The sequence below is a fragment of the Actinomadura scrupuli genome (assembly GCF_050971785.1).
In the GTDB taxonomy this organism is placed as follows: Bacteria; Actinomycetota; Actinomycetes; order Streptosporangiales; family Streptosporangiaceae; genus Actinomadura_E; species Actinomadura_E scrupuli.
The window spans coordinates 168494-195057 of the sequence record NZ_JBPCCU010000014.1; the positions used below are offsets into that span (position 1 = coordinate 168494).

General features: G+C 71.0%; 27 protein-coding genes. 14 read left to right on the plus strand and 13 right to left on the minus strand.

Going from position 1 to position 26564, the window contains the following annotated elements; translation table 11 throughout:
- Window positions 1-137 precede the first annotated feature (137 nt).
- Window positions 138-1928: a serine/threonine-protein kinase gene (locus ACRYCC_RS41215; protein WP_433819547.1), complete on the plus strand. Its 1791-nt coding sequence runs from the start codon at window positions 138-140 to the stop codon at window positions 1926-1928.
- Window positions 1929-1981: 53 nt separating this feature from the next.
- Here ACRYCC_RS41215 and ACRYCC_RS41220 read toward each other — a convergent pair whose 3' ends face one another.
- Complete coding sequence (locus tag ACRYCC_RS41220; protein ID WP_433819548.1) at window positions 1982-3670, minus strand: serine/threonine-protein kinase; 1689 nt, start codon at window positions 3668-3670, stop codon at window positions 1982-1984.
- 164 nt (window positions 3671-3834) lie between these two features.
- Here ACRYCC_RS41220 and ACRYCC_RS41225 point away from each other — a divergent pair, with 164 nt between their 5' ends.
- Complete coding sequence (locus ACRYCC_RS41225; RefSeq protein ID WP_433819549.1) at window positions 3835-4356, plus strand: hypothetical protein; 522 nt, start codon at window positions 3835-3837, stop codon at window positions 4354-4356.
- A 32-nt stretch (window positions 4357-4388) separates the two neighbouring features.
- Here the strand turns inward: ACRYCC_RS41225 and ACRYCC_RS41230 are convergent, their stop codons facing one another.
- From ACRYCC_RS41230 to ACRYCC_RS41245, 4 genes are all read right to left on the minus strand, one after another.
- A complete protein-coding gene (locus tag ACRYCC_RS41230; RefSeq protein ID WP_433819550.1) occupies window positions 4389-4706 on the minus strand; it encodes a hypothetical protein in 318 nt (105 codons plus the stop codon).
- Window positions 4707-4808: 102 nt separating this feature from the next.
- Window positions 4809-5885 carry an MFS transporter gene (locus ACRYCC_RS41235; RefSeq protein ID WP_433819551.1) on the minus strand — a complete coding sequence of 359 codons (1077 nt, stop codon included), beginning with the start codon at window positions 5883-5885 and terminating at the stop codon, window positions 4809-4811.
- 253 nt (window positions 5886-6138) lie between these two features.
- Window positions 6139-6768, minus strand: a complete 630-nt coding sequence (locus ACRYCC_RS41240; RefSeq protein WP_433819552.1) for an alpha-ketoglutarate-dependent dioxygenase AlkB — start codon at window positions 6766-6768, stop codon at window positions 6139-6141.
- Window positions 6769-6852: 84 nt separating this feature from the next.
- Complete coding sequence (locus ACRYCC_RS41245) at window positions 6853-7254, minus strand: hypothetical protein (RefSeq protein ID WP_433819553.1); 402 nt, start codon at window positions 7252-7254, stop codon at window positions 6853-6855.
- Between the two features lie 385 nt (window positions 7255-7639).
- Between ACRYCC_RS41245 and ACRYCC_RS41250 the strand changes: the two genes are divergently transcribed.
- The 5 genes from ACRYCC_RS41250 (at window position 7640) to ACRYCC_RS41270 (ending at window position 11531) form a co-directional block, all read left to right on the plus strand.
- On the plus strand, window positions 7640-8644 hold the full coding sequence (locus ACRYCC_RS41250; protein WP_433819554.1) for an AraC-like ligand-binding domain-containing protein: 1005 nt from the start codon (window positions 7640-7642) through the stop codon (window positions 8642-8644).
- Window positions 8645-8832: 188 nt separating this feature from the next.
- Complete coding sequence (locus tag ACRYCC_RS41255) at window positions 8833-9825, plus strand: hypothetical protein (RefSeq protein ID WP_433819555.1); 993 nt, start codon at window positions 8833-8835, stop codon at window positions 9823-9825.
- 91 nt (window positions 9826-9916) lie between these two features.
- A complete protein-coding gene (locus tag ACRYCC_RS41260) occupies window positions 9917-10516 on the plus strand; it encodes a molybdopterin-dependent oxidoreductase (RefSeq protein ID WP_433819556.1) in 600 nt (199 codons plus the stop codon).
- Window positions 10486-11244, plus strand: a complete 759-nt coding sequence (locus ACRYCC_RS41265; RefSeq protein WP_433819557.1) for a ferredoxin reductase — start codon at window positions 10486-10488, stop codon at window positions 11242-11244. The genes ACRYCC_RS41260 and ACRYCC_RS41265 overlap by 31 nt, the downstream gene beginning before the upstream one ends.
- On the plus strand, window positions 11241-11531 hold the full coding sequence (locus ACRYCC_RS41270; RefSeq protein ID WP_433819558.1) for a DUF6510 family protein: 291 nt from the start codon (window positions 11241-11243) through the stop codon (window positions 11529-11531). The genes ACRYCC_RS41265 and ACRYCC_RS41270 overlap by 4 nt, the downstream gene beginning before the upstream one ends.
- On the opposite strand, the gene ACRYCC_RS41275 is transcribed toward ACRYCC_RS41270, so the two are convergent.
- The 3 genes from ACRYCC_RS41275 to ACRYCC_RS41285 all read right to left on the minus strand — a co-directional run bounded on the left by ACRYCC_RS41275 (window position 11484) and on the right by ACRYCC_RS41285 (window position 13479).
- Window positions 11484-12254 (minus strand): acetoacetate decarboxylase family protein, encoded by a 771-nt coding sequence (locus ACRYCC_RS41275; protein WP_433819559.1) that lies wholly within the window; start codon window positions 12252-12254, stop codon window positions 11484-11486. The genes ACRYCC_RS41270 and ACRYCC_RS41275 overlap by 48 nt on opposite strands.
- A gap of 135 nt (window positions 12255-12389) precedes the next feature.
- Entirely contained in the window at window positions 12390-12761 is a 372-nt protein-coding gene (locus ACRYCC_RS41280; protein WP_433819560.1) for a DUF2203 domain-containing protein, read from the minus strand.
- A gap of 124 nt (window positions 12762-12885) precedes the next feature.
- Window positions 12886-13479 carry a MerR family transcriptional regulator gene (locus ACRYCC_RS41285; RefSeq protein ID WP_433819561.1) on the minus strand — a complete coding sequence of 198 codons (594 nt, stop codon included), beginning with the start codon at window positions 13477-13479 and terminating at the stop codon, window positions 12886-12888.
- 122 nt (window positions 13480-13601) lie between these two features.
- Here ACRYCC_RS41285 and ACRYCC_RS41290 point away from each other — a divergent pair, with 122 nt between their 5' ends.
- A complete protein-coding gene (locus ACRYCC_RS41290; RefSeq protein ID WP_433819562.1) occupies window positions 13602-13994 on the plus strand; it encodes a VOC family protein in 393 nt (130 codons plus the stop codon).
- Between the two features lie 19 nt (window positions 13995-14013).
- Here the strand turns inward: ACRYCC_RS41290 and ACRYCC_RS41295 are convergent, their stop codons facing one another.
- Window positions 14014-14889, minus strand: a complete 876-nt coding sequence (locus ACRYCC_RS41295) for a hypothetical protein (protein ID WP_433819563.1) — start codon at window positions 14887-14889, stop codon at window positions 14014-14016.
- Between the two features lie 295 nt (window positions 14890-15184).
- On the opposite strand from ACRYCC_RS41295, the gene ACRYCC_RS41300 reads away from it, so the two are divergent.
- The 6 genes from ACRYCC_RS41300 to clpX all read left to right on the plus strand — a co-directional run bounded on the left by ACRYCC_RS41300 (window position 15185) and on the right by clpX (window position 22278).
- Window positions 15185-16984 (plus strand): substrate-binding and VWA domain-containing protein, encoded by a 1800-nt coding sequence (locus tag ACRYCC_RS41300; RefSeq protein ID WP_433819564.1) that lies wholly within the window; start codon window positions 15185-15187, stop codon window positions 16982-16984.
- Window positions 16985-17083: 99 nt separating this feature from the next.
- The gene (locus tag ACRYCC_RS41305) at window positions 17084-17266 is read left to right on the plus strand and encodes a YegP family protein (RefSeq protein ID WP_433819565.1); all 183 of its coding nucleotides are present in this window, start codon (window positions 17084-17086) and stop codon (window positions 17264-17266) included.
- 288 nt (window positions 17267-17554) lie between these two features.
- Window positions 17555-19006 carry a trigger factor gene (gene tig, locus ACRYCC_RS41310; protein WP_433819566.1) on the plus strand — a complete coding sequence of 484 codons (1452 nt, stop codon included), beginning with the start codon at window positions 17555-17557 and terminating at the stop codon, window positions 19004-19006.
- A gap of 464 nt (window positions 19007-19470) precedes the next feature.
- Window positions 19471-20109 (plus strand): ATP-dependent Clp protease proteolytic subunit, encoded by a 639-nt coding sequence (locus tag ACRYCC_RS41315; protein WP_433819567.1) that lies wholly within the window; start codon window positions 19471-19473, stop codon window positions 20107-20109.
- Between the two features lie 31 nt (window positions 20110-20140).
- Window positions 20141-20821 (plus strand): ATP-dependent Clp protease proteolytic subunit, encoded by a 681-nt coding sequence (locus tag ACRYCC_RS41320; RefSeq protein ID WP_433819568.1) that lies wholly within the window; start codon window positions 20141-20143, stop codon window positions 20819-20821.
- A 182-nt stretch (window positions 20822-21003) separates the two neighbouring features.
- Window positions 21004-22278 (plus strand): ATP-dependent Clp protease ATP-binding subunit ClpX, encoded by a 1275-nt coding sequence (clpX, locus tag ACRYCC_RS41325; RefSeq protein WP_433819569.1) that lies wholly within the window; start codon window positions 21004-21006, stop codon window positions 22276-22278.
- A gap of 84 nt (window positions 22279-22362) precedes the next feature.
- Here the strand turns inward: clpX and ACRYCC_RS41330 are convergent, their stop codons facing one another.
- The 4 genes from ACRYCC_RS41330 to ACRYCC_RS41345 all read right to left on the minus strand — a co-directional run bounded on the left by ACRYCC_RS41330 (window position 22363) and on the right by ACRYCC_RS41345 (window position 26527).
- Entirely contained in the window at window positions 22363-23013 is a 651-nt protein-coding gene (locus ACRYCC_RS41330) for a response regulator transcription factor (protein ID WP_433819570.1), read from the minus strand.
- A 53-nt stretch (window positions 23014-23066) separates the two neighbouring features.
- Complete coding sequence (locus ACRYCC_RS41335; protein ID WP_433819571.1) at window positions 23067-23717, minus strand: response regulator transcription factor; 651 nt, start codon at window positions 23715-23717, stop codon at window positions 23067-23069.
- A gap of 23 nt (window positions 23718-23740) precedes the next feature.
- Window positions 23741-25147, minus strand: coding sequence for a sensor histidine kinase (locus ACRYCC_RS41340; RefSeq protein ID WP_433819572.1), 1407 nt, complete (start codon window positions 25145-25147; stop codon window positions 23741-23743).
- A 480-nt stretch (window positions 25148-25627) separates the two neighbouring features.
- Complete coding sequence (locus ACRYCC_RS41345) at window positions 25628-26527, minus strand: hypothetical protein (RefSeq protein WP_433819573.1); 900 nt, start codon at window positions 26525-26527, stop codon at window positions 25628-25630.
- Between the last annotated feature and the right edge of the window lie 37 nt (window positions 26528-26564).

The following is a 26564-nucleotide window of genomic DNA, read 5'->3' on the forward strand; positions in this document are numbered from 1 at the left end:
GGAACTTACGCTTTCGATGTACAGATCTCCGGGGAGCCGCCCTGCCTGCGTATGCTGACCGCTTGGTGGCGGTCCCGCCCCGTTGGTCGGCACGATTTCTCGATCGGCTCCGAACGCCGGGCTGAACGGAGGCGGGTATGCGCGAGGGGCTCGAACTGGGCGGCCGGTACCGCTTGGTGGAGCGGATCGGCAGGGGCGGGATGGGCGAGGTCTGGCGCGCCACAGACCTGCGGCTGGACAGGCCCGTGGCCGTCAAGCTGCTGCCCGCCCAGGCCGACGCCGACCCAAGACTCGTGACCCGCTTCCGGCGTGAGGCCCAGCTCGCCGCCGGCCTCCAGCACCCGGGGATCACCGTCGTCCACGACATCGACGAGCACCCGCCCGAGCAGTTGCTCTACCTGGTGATGGAGTTGCTCGACGGCGACGACCTCGGCAGGGTGCTGGCCCGCCGGCCCGGGGGCCTGCCGCTCGACGAGGCGCTGTCGCTCGCCGTCCAGATCAGCGGCGCGCTGGCCGCCGCCCACGCCCGCGGGGTCGTGCACCGCGACATCAAGCCCGCCAACCTGATCGTCCTGCGGGACGGCTGGGTGAAGATCTGTGACTTCGGGATCGCCCGGTTCGTCGAGTCCGCCACCGGGCTCACCGGGACCGGGATGATCGGTACCCCGGTCTACATGGCCCCGGAGCAGTTCTCGTCGGGCGAGGTCGACGGGCGCACCGACCTGTACGCCCTGGGCTGCCTGCTGCACCAGTTGCTGTGCGGGCGTCCGCCCTTCCCCGTCGACCAGGGCATCCCGGCCCTGATCAACGGCCACCTCAACCTCACCCCGCCGGGCCCCAGGGCGGCCGACCAGAGCATCCCCGAGGACGTGGACGGGCTCGTCCGCGAACTGCTGGCGAAGGATCCCGCGGATCGCCCCGCCGACGCGGTCACGGTCACGCGCCGGCTGCAAGCCCTCCGCGTGGCCCACACGGCGGCGGTGACCACCGACCCGTCGCTCGCCTCACCCGTGCCGCTCTCCGGCCCGCCGTCCGAGCCCGTACGCCCGGAGGCATCATCCGAGGCCGTAGACCCGGAAAGACCGTCCGAGGCCGTACGCGCGGAAACACCGGCCGAGGCCGTGCGGCCGGAAGCGCCGGCCCGGGCGGCGCCGCCGGAGCCCGCGCCCGCGGCGGCATGGGCCCTGCCCGGATCAGGGGCCGGCCAGGAGGCGTTGCTCTCCGACCCCCGGCTCTCCGATCTGGAGCACCAGCACGAGATCGCGGTCGAGCACTGCTACCAGGGCCGGTTCAGCCAGGCGCTGGCGCTGGCGGACCACGTGGCGCGCACCCGGATGCAGCTGCTCGGGCCGGAGCATCCCGACACGCTGAGCAGCCGGCACCTCGTCGGCACGGCGCTGTACATGCTGGACATGGAGGCCGATGCCGAGCGGGTCGTCTACGGCGCCGCCGAGGCGCGCTCGCGGGTCCTCGGGCCGCACCACGCCGACACGCTGACCAGCTGGCACCTGCTGGCGAAGATCCTGTACATGCTCGGCCGCCACGCGGAGGCGCTGCCGATCGCGGCGGGGGTGGCCTCGTCGCGGCAGCAGGTGCTGGGACCCGACGACGCCGACACGCTCGACACGCGCAACACCGTCGCGTGGACGCTGCACATGCTGGGACGGAACGCCGAGGCACTCCCGTTGGCGTACGACGTCGCTCATGCGCGCGCACGCGTGCTCGGCAACGAGCACGAGGACACCCTGGACAGCCGTCAGCTGATCGGCTGGGTCCAGCACGCGCTCGGCCGGTTCGCCGGGGCGCACACCGTGGCGCTGGAGCTCCGCGACACCTGCCTGCGCCTGTTCGGCCCCACCGCCGAGCAGACGCTGCAGGCGCACGGCCTGCTGGAGGCCAGCGCCCCCGGCGCCGCGCGGCGCAGATGAGACGGCGCCGCGCGGCGCGGCCCACGGTCCGCCGGAAGCCGGGCCCATGGTGATCAGCCGCAGTTGGCCCACGACACGGACGCGCTGGCCTGGCCGGCGCCGCCCCGGTACTTCACGCACTGACCCTTGGCGTAGAGGTAGACCGGCCCGGCGTAGTACGCGAACGCTCCGCTGTCCGTGGCGCTCTGGCCGTCCTTGCGGGTGAGCGTCGCCCAGACGCTGGTCTTCTTGCCGACGCTGACGGTCTTGAGGGTGACGACGCAGTTGTAGCCGGAGCCGTTGTAGAGCTGGTGGACCGAGCCGCCGCTGAACGAGCTGGAACGCTGGCGGTAGTAGCCCGAGCCGTGGCCGCCCGAGTTGCACACCTGCTCGGGCGTGTAGGGATTCTTGACCACGGGGGGCGTCTCCCCGCCGCCGCTCCCGGGGCGCCCACCGGCAGCGCCGGTGGGCCGTGCCTGCGGGGTACCCGCGGTGGCGGGGGACCGGGTCGCCGTGCTGCCGGGCGTGGCGACCGCGCCGCCCTTCTTGCCGCTGCCGCTCTGGCCGTCGTGTCCGCCGGTCGTCGTGCCCCCGGCGGTGTTCCCGTTGCCCTGTGCCTCCGGGCCGGGCGTCGCCTCCGCGGCGGTGCCGGCCGGCCGGTCGCCGTCACCGCGTACGGTCGCCCACACCACGGGGACGGCGAGCAGCAGCGTGGCCACGATCGCACCGGCCAGCAGCGGCAGCACCGGGAAGCGGCGACCGGCCCGCGGCATCCCGCCCGGCACCGTCAGTGGCATGGAGGCGGGCATGGGCGCGGGCATGGGCGCCGGCCCGGGGGGCGGTACGGCGGCCGCTGGGGCGGCGACGGCGGGAGGCGCGGAGGACGCCGCCACCGTGGTGGGCGCGGCGGCGAGCGGTGCGGTGGTGAGGGCCGGTGCGGACGGCGCCGTGTCCAGCAGGCGCTCGTGGGCCTCTCGTGCGGTGGGCCGCTGGTCGGGGTCCTTGGACAGGCAGGCCGCCACCACCTCGCGCAGCGGGCTGGGGAAGGCCCCGAGATCAGGCTCCGCGTGCAGGATGCGGTGCATCACCTCGCCGATCTCGTCGTTGCCGAAGGCGGGCAGGCCCGTCGCGGCGAAGACCATGGTGCTGCCCCAGGCGAACAGGTCCACCGGCGGGCCGATGGGCCGGCCGTCGAAGTTCTCCGGCGCCATGTACGACGGGGTACCGACGTTCTGGGTCTCGCCCGCCGCGTCGAGGGCCCGCGCCACCCCGAAGTCGATGACCCGTGGGCCGTCGGAGCCGAGCATCACGTTCTGCGGCTTGAAGTCCCGGTGGACGATCCCGGCCTGGTGGATCGCGGCGAGCGCGGTGAGGGTGCCGATCGCCAGCCGTTCCAGCGCGCCGCCCGCGCGCGGCCCCTCCTCACGTACCAGGCTGTGCAGCGACCGGCCGGCGACGTACTCGCTCACGATGTACGGGCGATCGCCCGCGACGTCGGCGTCGAGGACCTGCGCGGTGCAGAACCGGGCGACCAGCTTGGCCACCTCCAGCTCCCGGACGAAACGGGTGCGGGCCCGGGGGTCGGAGGTCAGCCCGGTGTGCAGCAGCTTGATCGCCCGGAACTCCGGGTCCCCGGCCCGGCGGGCCAGGAACACCGAGCCCTGACCGCCTTCCCCCAGCCTGCCGACCACCTCGTAGGCGCCGAGATACGCGGGATCTCCCGGCCGTAGCGGGTGGGCTTCCGGTGTGATCGCTCCTGCCATGACAAATGACCCTATTTGTCACAGTGGGTGGTTCGCACCGTGGGGGCACTCGGCCAGGGGACGCGACGCCGAACCGATCGGCCGGGCGCATCGGGCCGTCCGGTGGGCGACGTCTCCGGGCATTCGAGTAGTTCGTCGCGGCCTGCTCTGGCAGTCTGCCCAGGGTGCGTGAGTTCTTCCCCTACGGTCTCCGGCTCGAGGGCCGGGACCTGCTGATCGTCTGGTTCGACGGAGGCGACGAGCCGGACGGGGTCCTCGTGGACGACGACGGCCGGGTGATAGTCCAGGCGGACATGGCGGCCCTGCGCAATTTCGCCCACGCTGAGCACATTCGGATCGACACTTCGGGCACCGAGGACGTCTGGGCCCTGGACCTCGACTCCGTCGCCTTCTGGACCGTCGTCGCGGACGAGGCCGGCGTCGACTGCATCGAGCTGCTCAACGCGTGGAACCTGTTCGTCGATCTCGCCCACAGCGTGGGCACCGAGTTCGACGACCGGGGCGAGGTCCGTGACCAGATCTACGACAAGCTCTTCTGGGGCAACAACCTGCCGGCCATGACCGCCGAGGCGGAGTCCGCCGAGCCGACGTGGTCGGACGAGGAACTGGCCGTGCTGCGGGACACGATGGCGCGCGGCCTCGAGATCGCCCGCCGGCATCTGATCCCGTCCTGGCCCACCACCTAGTCCACCGCCCGGTCCACCGCCCGGTCCACCACCTAGTCCACCGCCTCGGGCACCATCGCTGCTCCGCGCAGCGCGGCGACCCGCTCGGCGAGGGACGGCTCGTCGCGGGTGAGCCACCTCTCGATGACGGCCTCGGGGTCCTCGCCGGGCTCCCCCTGGCGGCCGCCGTCCCGTGCCGCCCCGCGCCGCAGGTAGCGCGCGAGCGCGGCCTGGGCCCGGGCGTGGACGTCCCGGCGGTCCGAGGAGGTGGAGTGCAGATCCGCGGCCGCCTCCAGAGCGCACCAGATGCGCACTCCGTTCTCGTGCAGCCTGCTCGCCTCGACGAGAACCTTGGACGTGCTGGTCGTCATCGCGGCTCCTCGGCGGGGGATGGCCCAGGATAGGCCGCACGGCCCCGCCGCCGCGCGGGGTCACGGATCTCGGCGTCCGTACGGGACGACCCAGGTGGTGTCTCAGGTGCTCCGCCACAGGACCAGGGCCACGATCAGGTACGGCACGGCCGCGCAGGCGAAGAGCGTGCCGGGCCCCGCCCAGACGGAGCCCAGCGCGTAACCGGCGTAGGTCAGCACCGCCACCACCTCCGAGCCGAAGCCCGCCATCGAGACGACCGTCGCCCGGGCCTGGTCCGCGAGGTGATCCTGCAGCACGGTCTCGGCGGCGACCATCGCCCACTGGAAGACCCCGAAGGCGACGGCGACGAACACCAGCCCGGCGGGCCGCCCGTTCAGCGCCCCGGCGGCCAGGCACCCGGCCGCGACCGCCAGCGCGGGAGCCACCCGGCGGGTGCCGCGACCGGCGAACCAGCCGCCCACCATGGCCCCGGCGGACACCAGCAGCACCAGCAGCGGCACCGCCGCCGGGCCGGCCCCGGTCGCCCGGGCGAGCAGCGGGACGTACTCGTCCAGCGCGCCAATGCCCGTGAGCGCCGCGGCGAGCACCAGCGAACGCGACACCGTCGACGATCGCCGGACCTCGGCCAGCCCGCCGCGGAACACCGTCGCGAAGGTCTCCTCCCGCTCGCCGCGCCGGCCGCGGGACTCGGGGAAGGACCACGCCAGCGGGATCCCGAGCAGCGTGGTGCCGACGCTCACGATCCCCACCGCCCGGTAGCCGCCTACGGCCAGGACCGGCGCGGCCAGGCCGGAGGCCGCCATGATCGCAGTCATGCCGATGGCTTGTGCCCGTCCGGTGAGGCGCCCGTACGCGCCCGCCGCGCCCAGCCGCACGAGCTCCTCGTAGACCAGTGCCTGCAGGGTGCCCGAGCGCAGCGCGGAGGCGGCGCCCCACAGCACGAAGCCGCCCGCGAAGGAGGCGTAGCAGGGCAGGAAGGTCCACAGCGCGTACCCGGCGGCCGCCAGGACGGGCGCGATCATCAGCAGCCGCCGGCGGGAGAACACGTCCGCCCACAGCCCGGACGGCACCTCCAGCGCGAAGGAGGTCACCGACCAGATGACGAACAGCGAGGAGATCTCGGCGGCCGACAATCCGGCATCGGTGAACAGCACCGCGTACACCGGGTACAGCAGCACGAGATCTTCGAAGAACGCGTAGGTGTAAAGCCTGCGCGCGAGTCCGGACTCAGGTGAGGATCAATGTCGCCAGGTCATGGGCGCAGCCTACGGTGCGGCCGCCGGCCGGGCGAGCCGTTTTTCCGGTCCGGGACACGGGGCGGCCCGGTGCCTGCGGCCGACGCGGCCCGGGGTTGCCGGAGCGGCCCGGGGCGGCCTGGGCGGTCTCGGCGGTCCGGGCGGTCTGGGGCGCGGCCCGGTGTGCCGGGGAGGATCAGCGAACGCCGCTCGGGCGGAACTGGATGCTGATCCGCGGGCCCGTCGCGCGGGTGGTCTTCGGGATCGCGTGCTGCCAGGTGCGCTGACAGCTGCCGCCCATCACGATGAGGTCGCCGTGGCCGAGGTGGTGGCGCAACGTCTCGCCGCCCCCTTGCGGCCGCAGCAGCAGGGTGCGCGGCGTGCCGATCGAGATGATCGCCACCATGGTGTCCTCGGTCCTGCCGCGCCCCGTGCGGTCGCCGTGCCAGGCGACGCTGTCCCTGCCGTCGCGGTACAGGCACAGGCCGGCGGTGCGGAACGGCTCACCGAGCTCCGCCGCGTAGTGCGCGTCGAGGGCCTGCCTGGCCTGGTCGAGCACGGGGTCGGGCAGCGGCTCGTCCTCGGCGTAGAAGCTGAGCAGCCGCGGGACGTCGACCGTGCGGTCGTACATCCTCCGCCGCTCGGCCCGCCACGGCACGACCTCCATCAGCCGGTCGAAGAGCACGTCGGCACCGGCGATCCAGCCGGGCCGGACATCGATCCAGGCCCCGTGGGCGAGTGGTGTCCGCCGCACCGACGAGCCGAGCGGGCCCGGCCCGACCTCGTCGCAGAAGTCCAGTAGCGAACCCTGGAACGCGTCTGTCATATCTCGAGCCTACGCGGTGTTCAAACAGGCGTTCGACGTGGTGGTGCCCGGCGGGCGCGGGCACACGCCCGCCGGGCACTGTGATCAGTCGCTGATCTGGATGCCGTAGTCCCGCAGCCGGAACGGGCCACAGCTGCCGCCGAACTTCCAGTAGCCGACGCCGACCCACGAGCCGTACCGGAACCGGCCGTCGGAGCAGTAGGTCCAGGCGCGGGAGGAGCCGGAGTTGACCCGGCAGTTCGCCCACCAGCTGTGCCTGTTGTTGCCGATGCTGTCGCAGGTGGTCGACGCCAGGGCGCCGCTGGCGGCCCCGTCGAAGGACTTGGTGCCGGTGACCGGCTTCTGGGCCGAGGAGTCCGGTACCGGTGAGGGCGGGGCCGGCGTCGACGCCGGGGCGGCGAGCGCGGTGGCCGGTGCGGTGGCCGTGAGCGCCGCGACGGCCGCGAGGGCGGCGGTCCCGAGGTGTTTGGCGAAGGTCGTTCTCATGGTGTTCGTGCTCCCTGTGGATGCGGTTCGATCTGCCGGTTCGAATATCCCGGGAATCGCGCCGGCCGTCGTTGTCCGTGCGCGCCCGCCACTTGACGATGCGCGCCTTCCGCCGAGCCTCTCCCTTTCGCCCGCAGCGTGCGAAAGTAATGAAATGTCGCACTATCGAAAAGTGTGTCGACGGCTATGCAGTTCATGCTCTCGCGATGGCATAACACCAGGTCAGCCTTGACATCTAATTTGCTCGATCCTTATGATGCCAGCGTCCGCACGACGGTCGGGTTCCACTTCGCGATCCGCGGTGGGGCGTCCTTGTGGTCGGGGGATACGAATGGAGAAAAGATCAAGGGAAATCCCGAAAAAGGGCGTCGGTAAAACCCGGTCGGTGGTGCGCACTCTGATTACGACAGAGCACCTTCCGGTCGCCGACAGATTCGCCTATTTCCGCGACATCGTCTTCCGGGAACCGTCCCCGATGGCCGTGCACTGTGATCGGCCCGCCGACTTCTCGGCGCAGCTCGACAAGGCCGATCTCGGCGCGGTGACGATGGTGTCGCTGTCGACCCGGACACCGGGGCGCTGCCGGATCCACCGCAGTGCCGAGCTGATCCGGCGATCCGATCCGGAGGCGTACCGGCTGGTGCTCAAGCTGGGCGGGACCAGCGTGCTGGACCACAACGATCATCAGGTCACGCTCGGCCCCGGTGACATGGTGCTCTACGACACCTCGCTGCCCGCCCTGGGATGGCGGGGCTCCGGCGACGACCGGTGGGTGATGGTGCGGTTCCCCCGGCACCTGCTCCCGCTGCCGGTCCCCGCCGTGCAGCGGCTCGTGGGCGCACGGTTCTGCGGCCACACCGGGATCGGTGCGCTGCTGTCGGGGTTCGTGGCGCGAGCCGCCCAGGACATCGGCCACTACCGCCCCGCCGACGCCGTGCGCCTGTCGACCACCCTGCTGGACCTGCTGGGCGCTCTGCTCGCGCACGAGCTGGAGACCGGCAGCGCCCTGCCGCCCGAGTCCCACCGGCAGGTGCTGCTGCACCGCACGCAGGTCTTCATCCAGCAGCGGCTCGGCGACCCGGCCCTGTCACCGGCGACGGTCGCCGCCGCCCACCACATCTCCGCGCGGTCCCTGCACCGGCTGTTCCACGCCCACGGCCTCACGGTCGTCGGCTGGATCCGTGCCCGCAGGCTGGAGCGGTGCCGCCGCGATCTGGCCGACCCGCTGCTGGCCGCCCGGCCGGTCCACGCCATCGCCGCGCGGTGGGGGCTTACCGACGCCGCGCACTTCAGCCGGATCTTCAAGTCCGCCTACGGCCTGAGCCCGCAGGCCTACCGCCACAGCGCCCTGGTGCAGGCCGCCGACGCCGGCACGGCCGGTGGCGGCTGAGCTTCAGAGCCGGGTGAGCCTCCGGGTCGGCTGAGCGTCGTGACCGGGCCTGCCGAGGGGCCCGCGGCACCGTCTGCCCGGGGAAAAAGTGGCAGGTCGGTCGAACCTTGGCGGGCTCGCCTCCCGTACTGCCTGCCGACCGGGATCGAGCGGTTGTTCCCGATGCGGTGGTACCGATACGCGGAGGCATGATGAAGGAAATCCAGCGATGGGCCATACCGGCGGCCGCCGTGGTCGCAGCCGGGACCATTTTCGTCGTGTACGGCGGGAACAGCGGCAACGCATCGAGCACCTCGGGGAAGACCCAGCCCAGCGCGAGCCCCAGTGACTATGCCGATCCCACCGAGAGCCCCGCGGCGGGCAACACCACGAAGAAGCTGGAAGTGGCCAGTGACGGCAAGCTCGGCAAGATCGTTGTCGATGACCAGGGCCGCACCCTGTACCGCTTCGACGCCGACTCCGCCAAGCCGACCTCGGTCAGCAACTGCAACAACGCCTGCGCGACCGCCTGGCCGCCGGTGACGGCCGACGACAAGTCCGTGTCGGTCAAGGGCATCGACTCCAAGCTGCTCGGCACCCTGGCCCGCCCCGACGGCACGGTCCAGCTGACCCTGGCCGGCTGGCCGCTGTACCGCTACGCCAAGGACGACAACCCCGGCGACACCAACGGGCAGGGAGTCTCCGGCAAGTGGTTCGTCACCGCCCCCACCGGCAAGAAGGCCGCCAAGCCCCCGGCCCCGGCGCCCGCCGCCCCGGCGGCTCCCAAAGGCAACGTCCTGCTGCGCGTGGTGACCGACCCCGAGCTCGGCAAGATCGTGGTCGACGGCTCCGGGCGCACCCTCTACCGCTTCGACAAGGACATCCCCAGGCCCGGCGGCAAGGCGATCTCCAACTGCCTGGGCGCCTGCGCCAAGGCCTGGCCGCCGGTGCTGTGGACCAAGGGCTTCAAGGTCGTCGGCGTGGACCGCGCCCTGCTGACCAACATCATGCGCAAGGACGGCAAGTGCCAGATCGCGCTGAACGGATGGCCGCTGTACCGGTTCGCCAAGGACACCGCCCCGGGTGACACCAAGGGCCAGGGCGTCGGCGGCATCTGGTTCGTCAGCAACCCCGCCGGCAAGAAGGCCCTCGCGTCCTCGGGCTCGGGGCCGGGTGGGTACGACGGTGGCTCGGGATACTGAGGCCGCGTTGGACACGACCTGAGCCTGGTGGGGATACTGATCGATAGGCGCAGGCCGTCTTCGCCTGCCGATCGATCCAGGGGTGAGGGTAATGGGCATCGTGTCGCCGGGGTTCTCCGGCCGTCGCCGTACCGGAGCCCCCGACCTGCCGCCGGGCCAGTACCTCACCGAGGACTTCCCGGTGCTGTCGGCCGGCCCGACGCCACGGGTGACCCGCGACGGCTGGGAGTTCACCATCACCACCGAGGCCGGGGTGCGGCACCGGTGGGACTGGACGGCGTTCCGCGCCCTGCCGGCCGAGCGGTTCACCGTGGACCTGCACTGCGTCACCAAGTGGTCGAAGCTGGGCACGGCCTGGGAGGGCGTGTCACTGGACACGTTGTTCGCCGACGTGGAGAGCGCCGCGGAGTACGCGCTGGCCCTGTCCTACGGCGGCTACACCACCAACCTTCCGGTGCAGGACCTGCTCGACGGGCAGGCGTGGATCGCCTTCCGCTACGACGGCGCGGAGCTGGACGCCGAGCACGGCGGCCCCGCGCGGCTGCTCGTCCCGCACCTCTACCTCTGGAAGAGCGCCAAGTGGGTACGTGGCCTGCAACTGCTCGATGACGACGAGCCGGGGTTCTGGGAGAGCGCGGGCTACCACAACTACGGAGATCCATGGCGCGAGCAGCGGTACTGGGGCGACTGACCTGGCGGGTCGGCACCGTGGTGGCGGTCAGGCAGGAGACCGCCACGGCCCGCACGCTCGTGCTGGAGGTGCCCGGCTGGCCAGGCCACCTGGCGGGTCAGCACGTCGACCTGCGGTTGACCGCGGCCGACGGCTACTCCACCCAGCGGTCGTACTCCATCGCGTCGGCCCCGGGGTCCGACGGTCTGGAGCTCACCGTCGAGGCGGTCCCCGACGGGGAGGTGTCGCCGTACCTGACCCAGGTACTGTCCGTCGGTGACCCGCTGGAGCTGCGCGGCCCGGTCGGCGGCTGGTTCGTCTGGCGTCCGGCGGCGACCGACCCGGTGCTGCTGGTCGGCGGCGGCTCGGGGATCGTGCCGCTGATGGCGATGATCCGTACCCGGGCCGCCCACGACAGCCGGGTGCCGTTCCGGCTGGTGTACTCCGTGCGCGACCCGCGGTCGATGCTCTACGCCGAGGAGCTGCGCCACCGGGGCCGGCACGACCCCGGGTTGGACGTCTCCTACGTCTACACCCGCGGGGTGCCCGAGGGATGGCCGCACCCGCCGGGCCGGATCGGCGCCGAGCAGCTCATCGCCGGCGGCCGGCCGGCGGAACCCGACCCGGCCTGCTTCGTGTGCGGCCCCACCGGCTTCGTGGAGGCCGCCGCCGGACTGCTCGTCGACGCCGGCCACGACCCCGCCCGGATCCACACCGAACGCTTCGGCCCCAGCGGAGGACCGCGATGACCGACGACCAGCACGATCAGCACGACTATCTCGACACGAACGCCGCCGCAGCCGCGCTGCGGGAGGTCTTCACCGTCGACGTGACGGCCGCCGTGGGCCGGTGCACGGGCTGCGGGCGCACCGGGGTGATGGCCGAGACGTACCTCTACGCGCGTGCTCCCGGCCTGGTCGGGCGCTGCCCCGCGTGCGACACGGTGCTGTTCCGGCTGGTACGCGCCCCTGGGCGGGCATGGCTCGATCTACGTGGGCTGACCTGCCTGGAGATCCCGCTGCCCGAGGACTCCTGACCGGGCCCGGGACGCGACGGCGGGCCGCACCGGGCGGCCGATGTGGAACGTCGCGGTCAGCCCCTCACCCCAGGAGCACGAGTCGGGTTCCCTGGGCAGGCCGAGGCCGCGCAACTCGTCGGCGAGCGGCCCGGTGCCCAGCGTGACGCCGACGGAACCGGTCGCCGTACGCGGGGCGACGTCCATCTCCATCGGCATGGCGTACGGCACGCCGTCCCGGTAGGAGTAGCTGACCATGCTGAAACGGCCGCCGGGAGCCCGCCGCCCGCCGCGCGGTATCCGCAGCTCGAGCGCGCGCTGGACGCCGACCGCCAGGCCGAAGGTGACCTCGTCGGTGGTGTAGCGGGCCTGGATCAGCTCGACGCTCACGGGGTAGCCCATCACGCCGTTGCCGACCGCGCAGGTGAACGCCTCGTCGACCGGCATCCGGTAGCCGAACAGCCCAGGTGCCTCGGCGGGGGCGCCCGCCGGCCGGACGAGGAACGCGAAGGTCATCTCGCGGCACGCGCCCCATGCGGTGCGGAGGTAGTCGCACGCCGCGACGATGAACTGGGCCCTGCCCGCGGCGATCTCCACCACCTCGAACGCCGTGCCCGGCACCAGCGCCCTCGCCGCCGCGACGGGCACCTCGAACATCAGGGTGGCGACGTTGACCTCCGCCGCGTCCAGCGGAAAGGAGAGTTTCCGATCGCAGAGCATTCCCCACAACGTGGTCTCTGTCACCGGCCCCACCCTTATCCCGCCATGATCGGAGATAAACGTGATGTTACGTGGGTCACAGGGTCATAGGGGAGAGAACGGCGATGTCCGCGCGGCCCGCCGGTGGCCGGGACCGGGGGTGATCGCCGTGCGGAGGGTTCAGCTCAGCGGACGGCGGCCGATGAAGCCCAGCTCGCTCAGGTGGTACCACGCCAGCTCCCGGTCGCCCTCGAGCCAGCAGAGCCGGACGGAGCGGCCGTCGATCCGGGCCGGGAAGTCGACCAGCAGCGGGGCGAGGCCCTTGACCTCGATGCCCTGCTCGCCGAACCAGGCGAGGTGCTCCTCCAGCCGGGCCTCGTAGGCCTTCGCCTCGGGGATCCCGCCGAACGCCGAGGAGCCCTCGGTGTTCAGCTCGAGGGCGAGCTCGGCGAGATCGGCCCGGAGCCGTACGATCTCGTCCGCCCTGGCGAGCACCTCGGGCAGGAGCGCGCGGGCCTCCGCCAGGGTGAACTCCCGCTCGGTCGTCGCCATGGCCGCTCCTCGATGGTCGTCCGCACTCCTGCCTGGAACGCTATCGAGCCTGCGGCGGTGCCCGCCGGGAGGGGCGGCGGGCCCGGCCGGGCGGTGGGCGAAGCCCGGCCGGGCCGGGGGCGAGTCAGGAGTCCGGCAGGAGACCGCGGCGGTGCCGCTCCATCTCGGCCAGCTGCTCCGCGGACAGGCCGTTCATCGCCTCTTCGCGGTGGCGCCGCATCTCGGCCAGTTCCTCCGGGCCGAGCGCCTCCATCATCTCGCGGCGCTGCTGCGTCATCTGCTCCAGTTGCTCGGGGGTGAACGCTCGGTCCATGGTGGTCATCTCCTCGATGAGCTCGACGAATTCCTGTGCCGACGGCTCGGGCCGGTGCCCGAGCGCGCCCATGACGGCCAGCAGGCGCACCCGCAGCCGCTGGGCCGCCGCGATCCGCTCCTCGGTCTGCTCGAGCTGCCGCCGTACGAGCTCGCGGGGATCGGCGCCGGTGCCGTCGAGCATCCCGGCGATCTCCGCGAGCGACAGCCCGAAGCCGCGCAGGGCCATGATCTGGTGGAGCCTGCGCACGTCGGAGCCGGTGTAGTAGCGGTGATCGCCGTGATCCCGGCGTGGCGTCAGCAGGCCGAGCCGGTCGTAGTGGTGCAGGGCCCGCACGGTCAGTCCGGTCGCCCGCGCCAGCTCGCCGACCCGCCAGACGCGGTCGGGGGCCTGTCGTGGTGTCATGCCTGCGACGCTAGGACCCGACGCCGCGTCAGGTGCAAGCCGGCAGGATCGCGAAAGTCCGCCGGCCGGGATGGTTACCTGGAGGGACGGCGCCGGTGGTGGCGGCTCGACGAGGAGGCGGTATGGCGAAGGTAGCGCTGGGACGGGTGATCGTGCTGGTACGGGACTACGACGAGGCGCTGGAGTTCTACACCAAGTCCTTCGGGTGCGAGGTCCTGGAGGATCGCCCGGGATCGGCGGACCTGCGCTTCGTCCATGTCCGCTTTCCCGGGGACGAGGCCGCGATCTGGCTGCTGCGGCCGGGCAGCGCCGCCAACATGGACCGGGTGGGCGCGCAGACCGGCGGCGAGCCGGTCGCGGTGGTCTACACCGACGACCTCAAGGCGCTGGCCGCCGAATGGCAGGACCGCGGGGTGCGCTTCAGCGTCGATCCCTATGACGCGGAGGGCGCCGCCGTGTGCCACGTGCTGGATCTGTACGGCAACGAGTTCGTGGCGGTGCAGCTGCCGGGCTGATCGGCCGGGACGGAGCCGCTCAGTCGCCGGGCTGCACCGCGTTGGGGTCGTGGCGGGGGAAGAGCAGGACCGCGCCGGCCGCCACCGCGAAGCCCAGCAGCCGCAGCGCCACCCGGCCACGGTCGTCCGGCCACGGCTCGCCGTACAGCATGGTGCCCACCAGCAGCAGGTACGTCTTGGCGGTGATCGTCATCACCGTGGCCACGATGGAGACCCGGGCGCGCTGGAACCCCAGCTGCAGGATCCCGAAGCCGAGGGCCGCGGCCAGCACGGTGACGTACGGGTAGGGCGTCTGCAGGATGTCCAGCCCATCCGCGTGCGAGTCGCTCCAGCCCTTGATCGCCAGCTCCGCGGAGCCCACCGGAAGGCCCGCGCTCATGCCGTAGGCGATCCCGGAGACCGGACGCGCGTGCCTGCCGTCCGGGCGGTGATCCCCGAAGAGCATGATCAGGAAGGGCACGGCCAGCGCGGGGGCCACCACCGCGGCCAGCTTCCAGGGCGCCACGGAGGTCGCCTTGATCGGCGGGGGCGAGCCGATGGAGAGCGCGATCAGGAGCATGGCCGCCGCGATGAGCAGCAGGCTGAGCCACTCCCGGAGGGTGAGCCGCTCGCCGAAGAAGACCACCGCGATGATCAGCAGCGGCACCAGGCCCGAGACGAAGATCGGCACGGCCACGCTGAGCGGCACCTTGGAGAGCGCGACGATCTGCAGGGACAACCCGCCCAGCACCAGGCAGAGCCCGGCCAGGAAGATCCAGTCGCTCACGACGTGCCAGGTCAGGTGCAGGATGCGGTTGACGCGGAGCGGCTCCGCCCGGTCCGCCGCCACTTTGAAGACGGCGAAGCCGAGGTAGTAGAGGGCGGTGGCCGCGAAGGCCGCGAGTGCTCCTGTCATGTCATCGTGTGCACTCCTGCCACGTACTCCTCCTCTCAGTGCGGGGCCGAACGCACGTTACTGGCGGCACGCTGGGAAATCCATGGTGTTACATCGGTGGATTTCCGGACTTGTCCATAACCTGCAGGTCGTGATCGATTCGTACAACGGATCGGTCACAAGGGGAACGTTTCCCGGGCTTCGTCGCTCCAATGGAAACGAACGGACCGTCACAGACGCCGGCAGTTCGGCCGATTTGCGGTGTCACGTGGGCTTACGGCCCATAATGTCGCGATCATCTGTCGCGGGAGGTTGAGTGAACTACTCGGGTGTGCCGAGGGGCAGGCGGCGGACCCCGCTGTGGCCCTTCTTCGTCACGGCGGTGCTGGTCGCCGTGGTCGTGGCCGGATTCGTGGTCTTCATGCGCGGCGACGGGAAACCGGACTGCGACGGGACGATCCGGTTGCGGATGGCGGCGTCGCAGGACACGGTCGGGCTGCTGCAGCGGGCCGCGGACGACTACGGCAGGAAGCACACCGTCGGGGGCAAGTGCGTCGCGGTGACGGTCGACTCCAAGAACTCCGGTACGGCCATGAACGCGCTGGTCCGGGGCTGGAACGAGACCGCGGACGGACCCCGGCCCGACATCTGGAGCCCGGCGTCCAGCGTCTGGGTGACGTTGCTGCGGCAGCGCGCCCAGGGCTCCGACAAGCCGGTTCCGGTGGCGCAGGGCGCTCCGCAGTCGATCATGACGTCGCCGCTGACCATCGCGATGCCCAAGCCCATGGCGGAGGCCATCGGCTGGCCCGCCAAGGCCATCGGCTGGGAGGACCTGGCCAAGCTGGCCCAGGACCCGAAGGGCTGGGCGAGCTACGGGCATCCCGAGTGGGGCAGGTTCAAGCTCGGCAAGACCAACCCGAACCTCTCGACCTCCGGCCTCAACGCCACCGTGGGCGCCTACTTCGCGAGCGCCGGCACGACGGCGGACCTGACTGTGGACGACGTCTCCGACTCCAAGAACCAGACCTTCGTGCGGAACCTCGAGCGCTCGATCGTGCACTACGGCGACACGACGCTGACCTTCCTCTCGGCCCTGCAGCGCGCCGACGACAGGGGCCGCGCGCTGTCGTACATCTCCGCGGTGACCGTCGAGGAGGACTCGGTCTGGGCCTACAACCAGGGCGATCCCACCGGCGACCCGGCGCTGCTCGGCAAGCACCCGAAGCCGAAGACCCCCTTGGTCGCCATCTATCCCAAAGAGGGCACGATCTACTCCGATCACCCCTACGTGGCGCTCACCTGGATGGATGCGGAGAAGCAGAAGGCCTCCGACGACTTCCTCGCCTACCTGCACGGTGACGAGGCCCAGCGCGGCTTCCAGAACTTCGGCTACCGGGGCTGGCAGGGCAAGCCGGGCAGCGAGATCAACCAGGGCAACGGCCTGCTGGCCGACGGGCCGAAGGGCACGCTCAACGTACCCTCGGCGCCGGTGCTCAGCGCGCTCCTGGACGCCTGGGGCGAGCTGCGCAAGCCGGCCAAGGTGCTGCTGGTGGTCGACCGCTCGGGCTCGATGAAGGAGGGCGTCCCCGGCACCGGCAAGACCAAGCTGGACCTGGCCAGGTCCGCGGCGGCCGACTCGCTCGCCGAGTTCCGCGGCCAGGACAAGGTGGGGCTGTGGATGTTCTCCTCCAAGCTCAAGGGGGAGCAGGACTGGCAGGAGCTGCAGCCCGTCGCGTCGGTGGACGCCGGCCATCGCGGTGCGCTCAAGCGGTCGCTGACCACGCTGGGCGCGGGCGGTGCCACCGGTCTGTACAACACCACCGCGGCGGCCTACGACGCGATGCGGGCCGGCCGCGAGGAGGACTCGATCAACGCGGTCGTCGTGCTCACCGACGGCAAGAACGAGCGGCCCGGCGGCCTGGACCTGCCCGCGCTGATCAGCAAGCTGTCCGACCAGCAGGGCGAGCAGGTCCGCGTCTTCACGATCGCCTACGGGCAGGACGCCGACCAGGCCGTGCTGCGGCAGATCGCGGAGTCGACCGACGGCGCCGAGTACGACTCGTCCAATCCGAATGGGATCCGCGAGGTCTTGACGGAGGTCGTATCCAACTTCTGATGATTCGGCCAATTATTTTTGGCGATGCCGTGATTGAGATGAGATCTGGCGGTTACATCACGCCCGTCGGGATCCCGATCCCCATCTCGAGGAGGCAATATGGCGGGCAAATTCGTGTTGAAGCAGGACCGGGCCGGAGAGTTCCGGTTCAACCTGGTGGCCTCGAACGGCCAGGTCATCGCGTCGAGTGAGAGCTACAAGACCAAGTCGGCCGCGCTGAACGGCATCGACTCGGTGAAGCGGCACGCCCCCGACGCGAGCACGGACGACCAGACGGAGTGACCGGCCGATCGCGGCCGGAGGCAAGGGCGTTCCCCCAGCGGGGAGCGCCCTTCCGCCCGTCCGGGGCAGCGCGTCCGGCCCCTTCCCGGGCCGCTGGAGCGCGCCCGGCCGCCCATGGTGTCCGCAGTCCGTGCCGGAACCCCCTAGACTTGGCCGCGCGAAGCCGTGCGGACGCCTGTTCAGCGTGCCTGCCGACAGGCCGACTGCCAGGCTGCTAATGCGTCGAAACGCCGCGGCGATTCATGAATCTTTTGCCGCGATCGCGCCGGATCAAGGAGACCTGCCCCAGTGAAGACCGATGTCGAGGAGCTGACCCCCACGCGGGTGAAGCTCACCATCGAGGTGCCGTTCGAGGAGCTCAAGCCGAGCCTCGACAAGGCGTACAAGGCGCTCTCGCAGCAGGTGCGCCTCAAGGGCTTCCGCCCTGGCAAGGTGCCTGCCCGGCTGATCGACCAGTACGTGGGTCGTGGTGCGGTCCTGCAGGAGGCGGTCAACGAGGCGCTTCCCGAGCTCTACGGGCGTGCCGTCGAGGAGACCGAGCTGTTCGTGCTCGGGCAGCCCGACGTCGAGATCACCAACCTCGACGACGGCAACGAGTTCGCGTTCACCGCCGAGGTCGACATCCGGCCCAAGTTCGAGGTGCCCGACTACGAAGGCCTCGAGGTTACCGTCGAGGACGCCGTCGTCACCCCGGACGAGGTCGAGGAGACCATCGGCAACCTGCGCGAGCGGTTCGCCCAGCTCAAGGGGGCCGACCGGGCCGCCCAGCACGGCGACTTCGCCTCCATCGACCTGTCCGCCAAGATCGATGGCGAAGACGTCGAGGATGCCCGCACCAGCGGTTACTCCTACGAGATCGGCAGCGACACCTCCGTCGACGGCCTGGACGAGGCGCTCATCGGCCTCAACGCCGGTGACGAGAAGACCTTCACCAGCACGCTGGTGTCCGGTGAGCGCTCCGGCGAGGAGGCCGAGATCACGGTCGCCGTGCAGAGCGTCAAGGTCAAGGAGCTGCCCGAGCTCGACGACGACTTCGCCCAGCTCGCCAGCGAGTTCGACACGATCGGCGAGCTGCGCGCCGACGTCCGCAAGCGCCTGGAGCGGCAGAAGCGCCTGCAGCAGGTCGCCTCGGCCCGGGACAAGGCCCTGGAGGCCCTGCTCGAGCAGATCGACATCCCGCTGCCGGAGAGCGTGATCGACAGTGAGATCGCGCGCCGTAACGAGCAGCTCGACCAGCAGCTCCAGTACGCCGGGCTCACCAAGGACGACTACCTCGACTCCGAGGAGAAGACCGCCGAGGAGTTCGACAACGAGATCGCCGACGCCGCCCGGCTGGCGGTCAAGGGCGGCTTCGTGCTCGACCAGCTCGCGCTCCAGGAGGAGCTGGGCGTCGAGAACGAGGAGCTCAGCGAGTACGTCGTGACCCAGGCCATGCAGATGGGACTGCAGCCGCAGCAGCTCGCCCAGCACCTGACCGAGAGCGGGCAGATCCCGGCCCTGGTCTCGGAGGTGCTGCGCACCAAGTCGCTGAACGTCCTGCTCGAGCACGTGAAGATCAAGGACGAGTCGGGCACGGAGCTCGACCTCGAGACGCTCCGCGGTGAGCTCGACGGCGAGTCCGAGACCGGCGAGGAGGCGGAGGCCACCGAGGCCGCCGCCGACGAGCCCGCGGCCGACACGGCCGAGACCGCCGAGCCGGCGGCGGACGACACGACCGAGGACAAGAAGCCCGAGGCCTGATCCCTCGCGCCTTCCGACGGCTGTACGGGCCGGTACCGCCTTGGCGGTACCGGCCCGACCCGTTTCTCCTCCGGCGCCCCGCCGCCCGCCCCAAGCCCCCAGGCGGCTGCGCATCCGCGCCCCTTCCCGGCCTGAAGGCGGTGTGGCCGCAGCGGTGCCACAGGGATGCCGCCGACCTCAGCCCTCGCCCTGAAAGCGGCGTGGCCGCGGGGGTGCCGCCGACCTCAGCCACCGTCCCGGGCGGCTGCGCGTCCTTCGACGGGGTGCGCACGGAGCGAAGCGACACGTGCGCATCCCCTCGAAGGACGTGCTCCCAGAGCCGCCCGGCCGCGAGAGCGAGCCTGCCAGCGAACGCCATCTGACGGATACGCCCCGAGCGAAAAGGCGGGCCTCACGGCATGACCGGTCGGTCCGGCGCGTTAATGTCCAATCATCGGACCTGATAGCGACCGGAGGAACACCACGTGAGCCAGCCTCCGACTTTTGATGAGTCGACGCCCATCCTGTCAAGGGGCGGCGATGTTTCGCTGCTTCCCTTGGGCGAGATGCTGTTCCAGCGGCTGTTGCGAGAGCGCATCATCTTTCTGGGCCAGCAGGTTGACGACGACATCGCCAACCGCATCTGCGCCGAACTGCTGCTGCTGTCCGCCGAGGACGGCAAGCGCGACATCTTCCTGTACATCAACTCGCCCGGCGGCTCGGTGACGGCCGGCATGGCGATCTACGACATCATGCAGTACGTCCCGAACGACGTGGCCACGGTGGGTATGGGCCTCGCCGCGTCGATGGGGCAGTTCCTGCTCTGCGCGGGCGCCAAGGGCAAGCGGTACGCCCTGCCGCACGCCCGGATCATGATGCACCAGCCGTCCGGCGGCATCGGCGGCACGGCCTCGGACATCAAGATCCAGGCCGAGCAGATGCTGTTCGTGAAGAAGACGCTCGCCGAGCGGATCGCCTTCCACGTCGGGCAGCCGCTGGACCAGATCGAGCGCGACTCCGACCGGGACCGCTGGTTCACCGCCGAGGCCGCCAAGGAGTACGGCTTCGTCGACCACGTGGTGCTCAGCGCAAACCAGGTGCCCTCCGAGGGCTCCGTCTCCTGAAGACGCCCGAACGAGTAGCGGAGGCACTGACATGAGTGATCTGATCCTGCCGAACGGCGCCGCCGGCGCCCATGGCGCGTCCCCCCAGCCGATGCAGAGCCGGTACGTCCTCCCGTCCTTCGTGGAGCGGACCACGTACGGGATCAAGGAGATGAACCCGTACAACAAGCTCTTCGAGGAGCGGATCATCTTCCTCGGCGTGCAGATCGACGACGCGTCGGCCAACGACGTGATGGCGCAGCTGCTGACCCTGGAGTCGATCGACCCCGACCGGGACATCAGCATCTACATCAACTCGCCCGGCGGCTCGTTCACCGCGATGACGGCGATCTACGACACGATGCAGTTCGTCAAGCCGGAGATCCAGACCGTGTGCATCGGCCAGGCCGCCTCGGCCGCGGCCGTGCTGCTGGCCGCCGGCACCGCGGGCAAGCGCGCCGCGCTGCCCCACTCGCGGATCCTGATCCACCAGCCGGCGACCGAGGGCACGTACGGTCAGTCGAGCGACATCGAGATCCAGGCTCGTGAGATCATGCGGATCCGAGAGCTGCTGGAGACGATTCTCGCCCGTCACAGCGGTAAGACCATGGAAGAGGTCCAGCACGACATCGAGCGGGACAAGATCCTGACGGCCGTGGAGGCCAAGGAGTACGGACTGATCGACGATGTCTTCGGCGGCACCAAGCGGCGAGCCGAGGTAGTGTCGTCATAAGAAGGCGGGAGGCGCGGGTGACCCCCGAGCCTCCACGTCACACTTCCGATCGAGGGGCCCACCAAGTTCCTCGGGGACGGTAACGTCGAAGAGAACTCGAAAAGCCGGAACGTCGAGGGCCATCAGGTCGCATCTGCGCCGCAGCCTCTCGGGCGGGCGGTCCACGTAAAGGAGACAGTTGGGTGGCACGCATCGGCGACGGTGGTGATCTGCTTAAGTGCTCTTTCTGCGGAAAGAGCCAGAAGCAGGTCAAGAAGCTCATCGCGGGCCCGGGCGTGTACATCTGCGACGAGTGCATCGATCTCTGTAACGAGATCATCGAGGAGGAGCTCTCCGAGACCTCCGACTTGAAGTGGGACAACCTGCCCAAACCGCGGGAGATCTACGAGTTTCTCGACTCCTACGTGATCGGTCAGGACTCCGCTAAGAAGGCACTGTCCGTCGCGGTGTACAACCACTACAAGCGAATCCAGTCCGGGGACGGCCGGGATGATGCGGTCGAATTGGCCAAGTCCAACATCCTGCTGCTGGGCCCGACCGGTTCCGGTAAGACCCTGCTCGCGCAGACGCTCGCGAAGCTGCTGAACGTGCCGTTCGCCATCGCGGACGCCACCGCGCTGACCGAGGCCGGCTATGTCGGGGAGGATGTGGAGAACATCCTGCTCAAGCTGATCCAGGCGGCCGACTATGACGTCAAGAAGGCCGAGACCGGGATCATCTACATCGACGAGGTCGACAAGATCGCGCGTAAGAGCGAGAACCCGTCGATCACCCGGGACGTCTCCGGGGAGGGTGTCCAGCAGGCGCTGCTGAAGATCCTGGAGGGGACCACCGCCTCGGTGCCCCCGCAGGGCGGCCGCAAGCACCCGCACCAGGAGTTCATCCAGATCGACACCACCAACGTGCTGTTCATCTGCGGCGGGGCGTTCGCCGGTCTGGAAAAGATCATCGAGCAGCGGGTCGGCCGGCAGGGCATGGGCTTCGGCGCGGTCATCCGCTCCAAGGTCGACTTCGTCGAGCGGCCCGACATCTTCGCCGACGTCATGCCGGAGGATCTGCTCAAGTTCGGCATGATCCCGGAGTTCGTGGGCCGGCTGCCGGTGATCACCTCGGTGCACAACCTCGACCGTGAAGCCCTCATCAATATCCTCACCGAGCCCAAGAACGCGCTGGTCAAGCAGTACCACCGGCTGTTCGAGCTGGACGGTGTGGACCTGGAGTTCACGACCGACGCGCTGGAGGCCATCGCCGACCAGGCCATCCTGCGGGGCACCGGTGCCCGCGGGCTGCGGGCCATCCTGGAGGAGGTCCTGCTCTCGGTGATGTACGAGGTGCCCAGCCGCCATGACGTGGCCCGGGTCGTCATCACCCGCGAGGCGGTGCTGGAGCACGTCAACCCCACGCTGGTGCCGCGTGAGCGGACCACCAAGCGGGAGCCGCGCGAGAAGAGCGCCTGACGCGTCACCTGAGGACATAGCTGTAGAACGACCGAATGCCCCGGCGGAGTTTCCCCTCCGACGGGGCATTTCGGTCATTATGCGTCATTCGCCCCCGAGGCCTGCTTCGCGGGCCAGGACGATGGCTTGGGCGCGGTCGGCGACGTGCAGTTTCATGAAGATGTTGGAGACGTGGTTGCGCACGGTCTTGGGGCTGAGGAAGAGCACGCCGGCGATCTCCTGGTTGTTGCGGCCCTGGGCGATCACTTCGAGGACCTCGCGTTCCCGGTCGGTCAGCTCGGGAAACGCCGTCTGCCGGGGGTCGGGCATGTTCGAGAAGTACGTCAGCACCCGGCGGGCGATCTCGGGTCCGTAGATGGCCTCGCCCGCGGCGACCGCCCGGACCGCGCGGGCGATCTCCTCGGCCCCGGACTCCTTGAGCAGGTAGCCGCGGGCGCCGGCGCGCATGGCGGCGAAGACGGAGTCGTCGTCGCGGAACATGGTCAGGACCAGGACGCCGATGCGGGGGCTGGTGCGGGTGATGGTGCGGGTGGCCTCGATGCCGTTGCCGCCCGGCATGTGCAGGTCCATGACCACCACGTCCGGCTGCAGCTCCGCCGCCAGCTTCACCGCCTCGGGACCGCTGTCCGCCTCGGCGACCACGGCGATGTCGAGTGCCTCGAGCAGCCCGTGCAGCCCCTGCCGGAACACCGGGTGGTCGTCGGTGATGATCACACGGATCGGCTCGGTGCTCATGGGGCTCCTTGGCGGGGACGAGTCAAGTGCCCCCATCGTGCCAGGAACCCAGATCATTCACCCCCGAGGCCTGCTTCGCGGGCCAGGACGATGGCCTGGGCGCGGTCGGCGACGTGCAGTTTCATGAAGATGTTGGAGACGTGGTTGCGCACGGTCTTGGGGCTGAGGAAGAGCACGCCGGCGATCTCCTGGTTGTTGCGGCCCTGGGCGATCAGTTCCAGGACCTCGCGCTCCCGGTCGGTCAGCTCGGGGAAGGCGGCCTGCCGGGGGTCGACGACCCGGGCGAAGTAGGCGAGCACCCGGCGGGCGATCTCGGGTCCGTAGATGGCCTCGCCCGCGGCGACCGCCCGGACCGCGCGGGCGATCTCCTGGGCTCCCGACTCCTTGAGCAGGTAGCCGCGGGCGCCGGCGCGCATGGCGGCGAAGACGGAGTCGTCGTCGCGGAACATGGTCAGGACCAGGACGCCGATGCGGGGGCTGGTGCGGGTGATGGTGCGGGTGGCCTCGATGCCGTTGCCGCCCGGCATGTGCAGGTCCATGACCACCACGTCCGGCTGCAGCTCCGCCGCCAGCTTCACCGCGTCCGGCCCGTTGACCGCCTCGGCCACCACCTCCACGTCGAGTGCCTCGAGCAGCGCACGCAGCCCCTGCCGGAACATGGGGTGGTCGTCGGTGATGATGACCCGGACCTTGTCGATTTCCATGACCCACTCGTCTCCGAGGCGCACTAGCGTGCACTCTCGCTCGGTCGCTGCTCGGTCCTGCCGCCGCACCTCTCCGGCTCGCGTGTGAGCGGCAGCCGGGCGGTCACCGTGGTGCCGCCTCCGGCGCGGGGGGCGATCACACAGATGCCGCCGAGTTCCGCGGCCCGTTCCCGCATGGAGGTCAGGCCGCCTCCCAGGCGCAGCAGGGGCGGCAGCCCGGCGCCGTCGTCGGCCACCACGATCCGCAACTCCTCGGCACGGCGCATGCGGACCAGCGCCGTGGCGGAGTTCGCGTGCCGCCGGATGTTGGTCAGTGCCTCCTGGACGATCCGGTACGCCGCGACCTCCACCGCCGCGGGCAGATCGGAGGGGTCGCCCTCGAACGCGACCTCCACCTGGGGACCGGTGCACGCGCCCCCGGCCAGGGAGCGGATCGCCCCTTCCAGGCCCAGGTCGTCCAGCGCGGGCGGCCGCAGGTCGTACACGAGCTCGCGGATGTCCCCGATCGCGGTCGCCATCCGCTCCCGCAGCTCGGCGAGCAGAGGCTCCACCCGCTCCGGCGTCTTGACCAGGGTGATCCGCGCGGCGTCGAGTGACATGGCGAGGCTGGCCAGGGTCGGTCCCAGCCCGTCGTGCAGGTCCCGGCGGAGCCGCCGCCGCTCCTCCTCCCGGGTGGACAGGATCCGCTCCCGCGACCGCTGCAGGTCGGTGCTGAGCCGTACGGCATGGGTGACGTCGGCCAGGTGCAGCGTCAGCATGCCCAGCAGCCGCTCGTCGATCCGCTGCCCGGGCACCACGGTGCGGCCGATCAGCATCTGGCCCACCGGCTCGCCGTGCCGGACGAGCGGTACCAGATGGGGCCGCTCGCCGATCTCCCCGCTGGCGTAGGTCTCCCCACCGGCCTCGACCGCGGCGCCGGGGACGCCCAGCGTCTCGCGCACGGTGGTGATGGCCGTGACCAGGGCCTCGGCGGCTCCCGGAGCCTCGTGCGCCGGTGCCTCACGCGGCACGGCGCCGGCCTGCGGGGCGGGGTCGGCTTGCGCGCCGGCGTCGGCCAGGGGGGCGGGGTCGGCCAGGGGCGGAGAGCCGCCCTCCGCCGGGGGCTCGCCCTGCGCGGGGGCTTCGCCGTGCGCGAGGGGACCGGCGTGATCGTTGGCGGGGGACCGCCCGCCATCCGCCCTGGAGCGCCGGTCTCGCAGCAGGCTCCGCAGCCGGTTCCGCAGCGAGTGGACGGCGGCGCCCGCGGCGAAGGCCCCGGCCAGCCCGCCGGCGTGGGTGGCGGCCGGAGCGAGCGGTTCGGTGACGGCCGCGACCGCCCAGTACGCGGCGGTGATCGCCACCAGGGCCAGGCCGTAGAGCAGCGCGTACGGCGCCCGGGTGCGTATCCAGGCGGTCCTCGCGGCACGGTCGGCCGTGACGACTGTCCGCATCAGAACACCTCCCGGCCGGCCATCGTCCTCACTCTCCGGTGCGGGGCGTCCCAGCGTCACGGGACCTGCGTCACGGCCGGTACGGGAAGATCATCAGCCTTCCGGCGCGGGTGGGCCGGCGGGAGAGGGAGATGGTGCTCGCCGCGGCCCCTGTATCGCGGCGAGCACCCTGTCAGGAAGGCCTCTCGGCATCAGCGCGGAGACGTGGTGGCGGCTGCTCCGCCGTCACCGCCACAGGCGGCCGGCCGGGGCCCGCCGCGGTGGGCCGTACGCGATGCCTCTCATCGCGATCCTCCTTGGAAGGGGATACGCCTCGAACTGTGGCCCACCGCCGGCGGGAGTGTCAGGTGACCGGAGTCCCGACCCGGCCGGGACGCCGACCCGGGAACGACCGGCCGTCTCCCCGCCACGGAGAGCCGGGACGGAAAGAGAAAGGGGGCGTGACCGGTGACCGGTCACGCCCCCCTTCCGGGTCGCGCGCTACTTCTCGTGCTCCAGGTCGGGCCGCATCCGGCGCATGAGGGCGCCGAGCTCGCTCGCCGACATGCTCCTGGAGGAGGAACTCGAGCCGAGCGTCGTCACGCTGGGCAGGACCATCACCTCACCGAAGGTCGAGGTCGTCTGCCAGGCGCAGAACGCGACCCGGACGCTGGTCACGGTCGTGGACCGGCCCTCGCCGCAGGCGCCCTTGCCGCCGTGGACGCCGGGGTCGGTCTCGGTCCAGGTGAAGGAGACGCCCTGGCTGGTGCTCGAGCCGGATCCGCTGCTGCGCAGCTTGCTGACCAGGCTGTCGGGATCGTCGAACTTCCCGGTGGCGCCGATGAAGAGGATCTTGCGGTTTCCGTCCACGTAGGTCGCGGAGACCACGCTGTCCACCCGCCCGCCGAGCGACCGCTGGGCCTGGGACTTGGCGCCCGAGGCGGCGGCTCGCTGCAGCGAGTCGCCGCTGGCGTCCTGGGTGAGCCCGCCGGCCGTGCTCGGCGTGGCGATCTGGTACTGCGTGCCGCCGCCCCCCGAGACCATGACCACCACGACGACGATCACCACGACCAGGACGACGGCACCGGCCAGCAGGCCGATGATCAGACCCGCGCTGGACTTCTTGCGCGGCGGGTAGGGCGGCTGGGCATAGCCCTGTGGCGGCCCGTACGGGGCCTGGCCGTACGGCTGGCCCTGCGGTTGCCCATAACCTCCCGGTTGCCCGCCAGGCTGCTGCCCGTAACCGGGTTGCTGGCCGTATCCCGGTTGCTGGCCGTATCCGGGCTGCTGCCCGTAGCCGCCCTGCTGGCCGTAGCCGTTCGGCTGCCCGTGCCCGGGCTGCGGGCCATAACCCGGGGCGCCGCCGGGGGCCTGCCCGGGGGGCGCGTTCCAACCACTCATGTGTCATCCCCTCTGCATCGCCCCGCTGTGCCGCCCT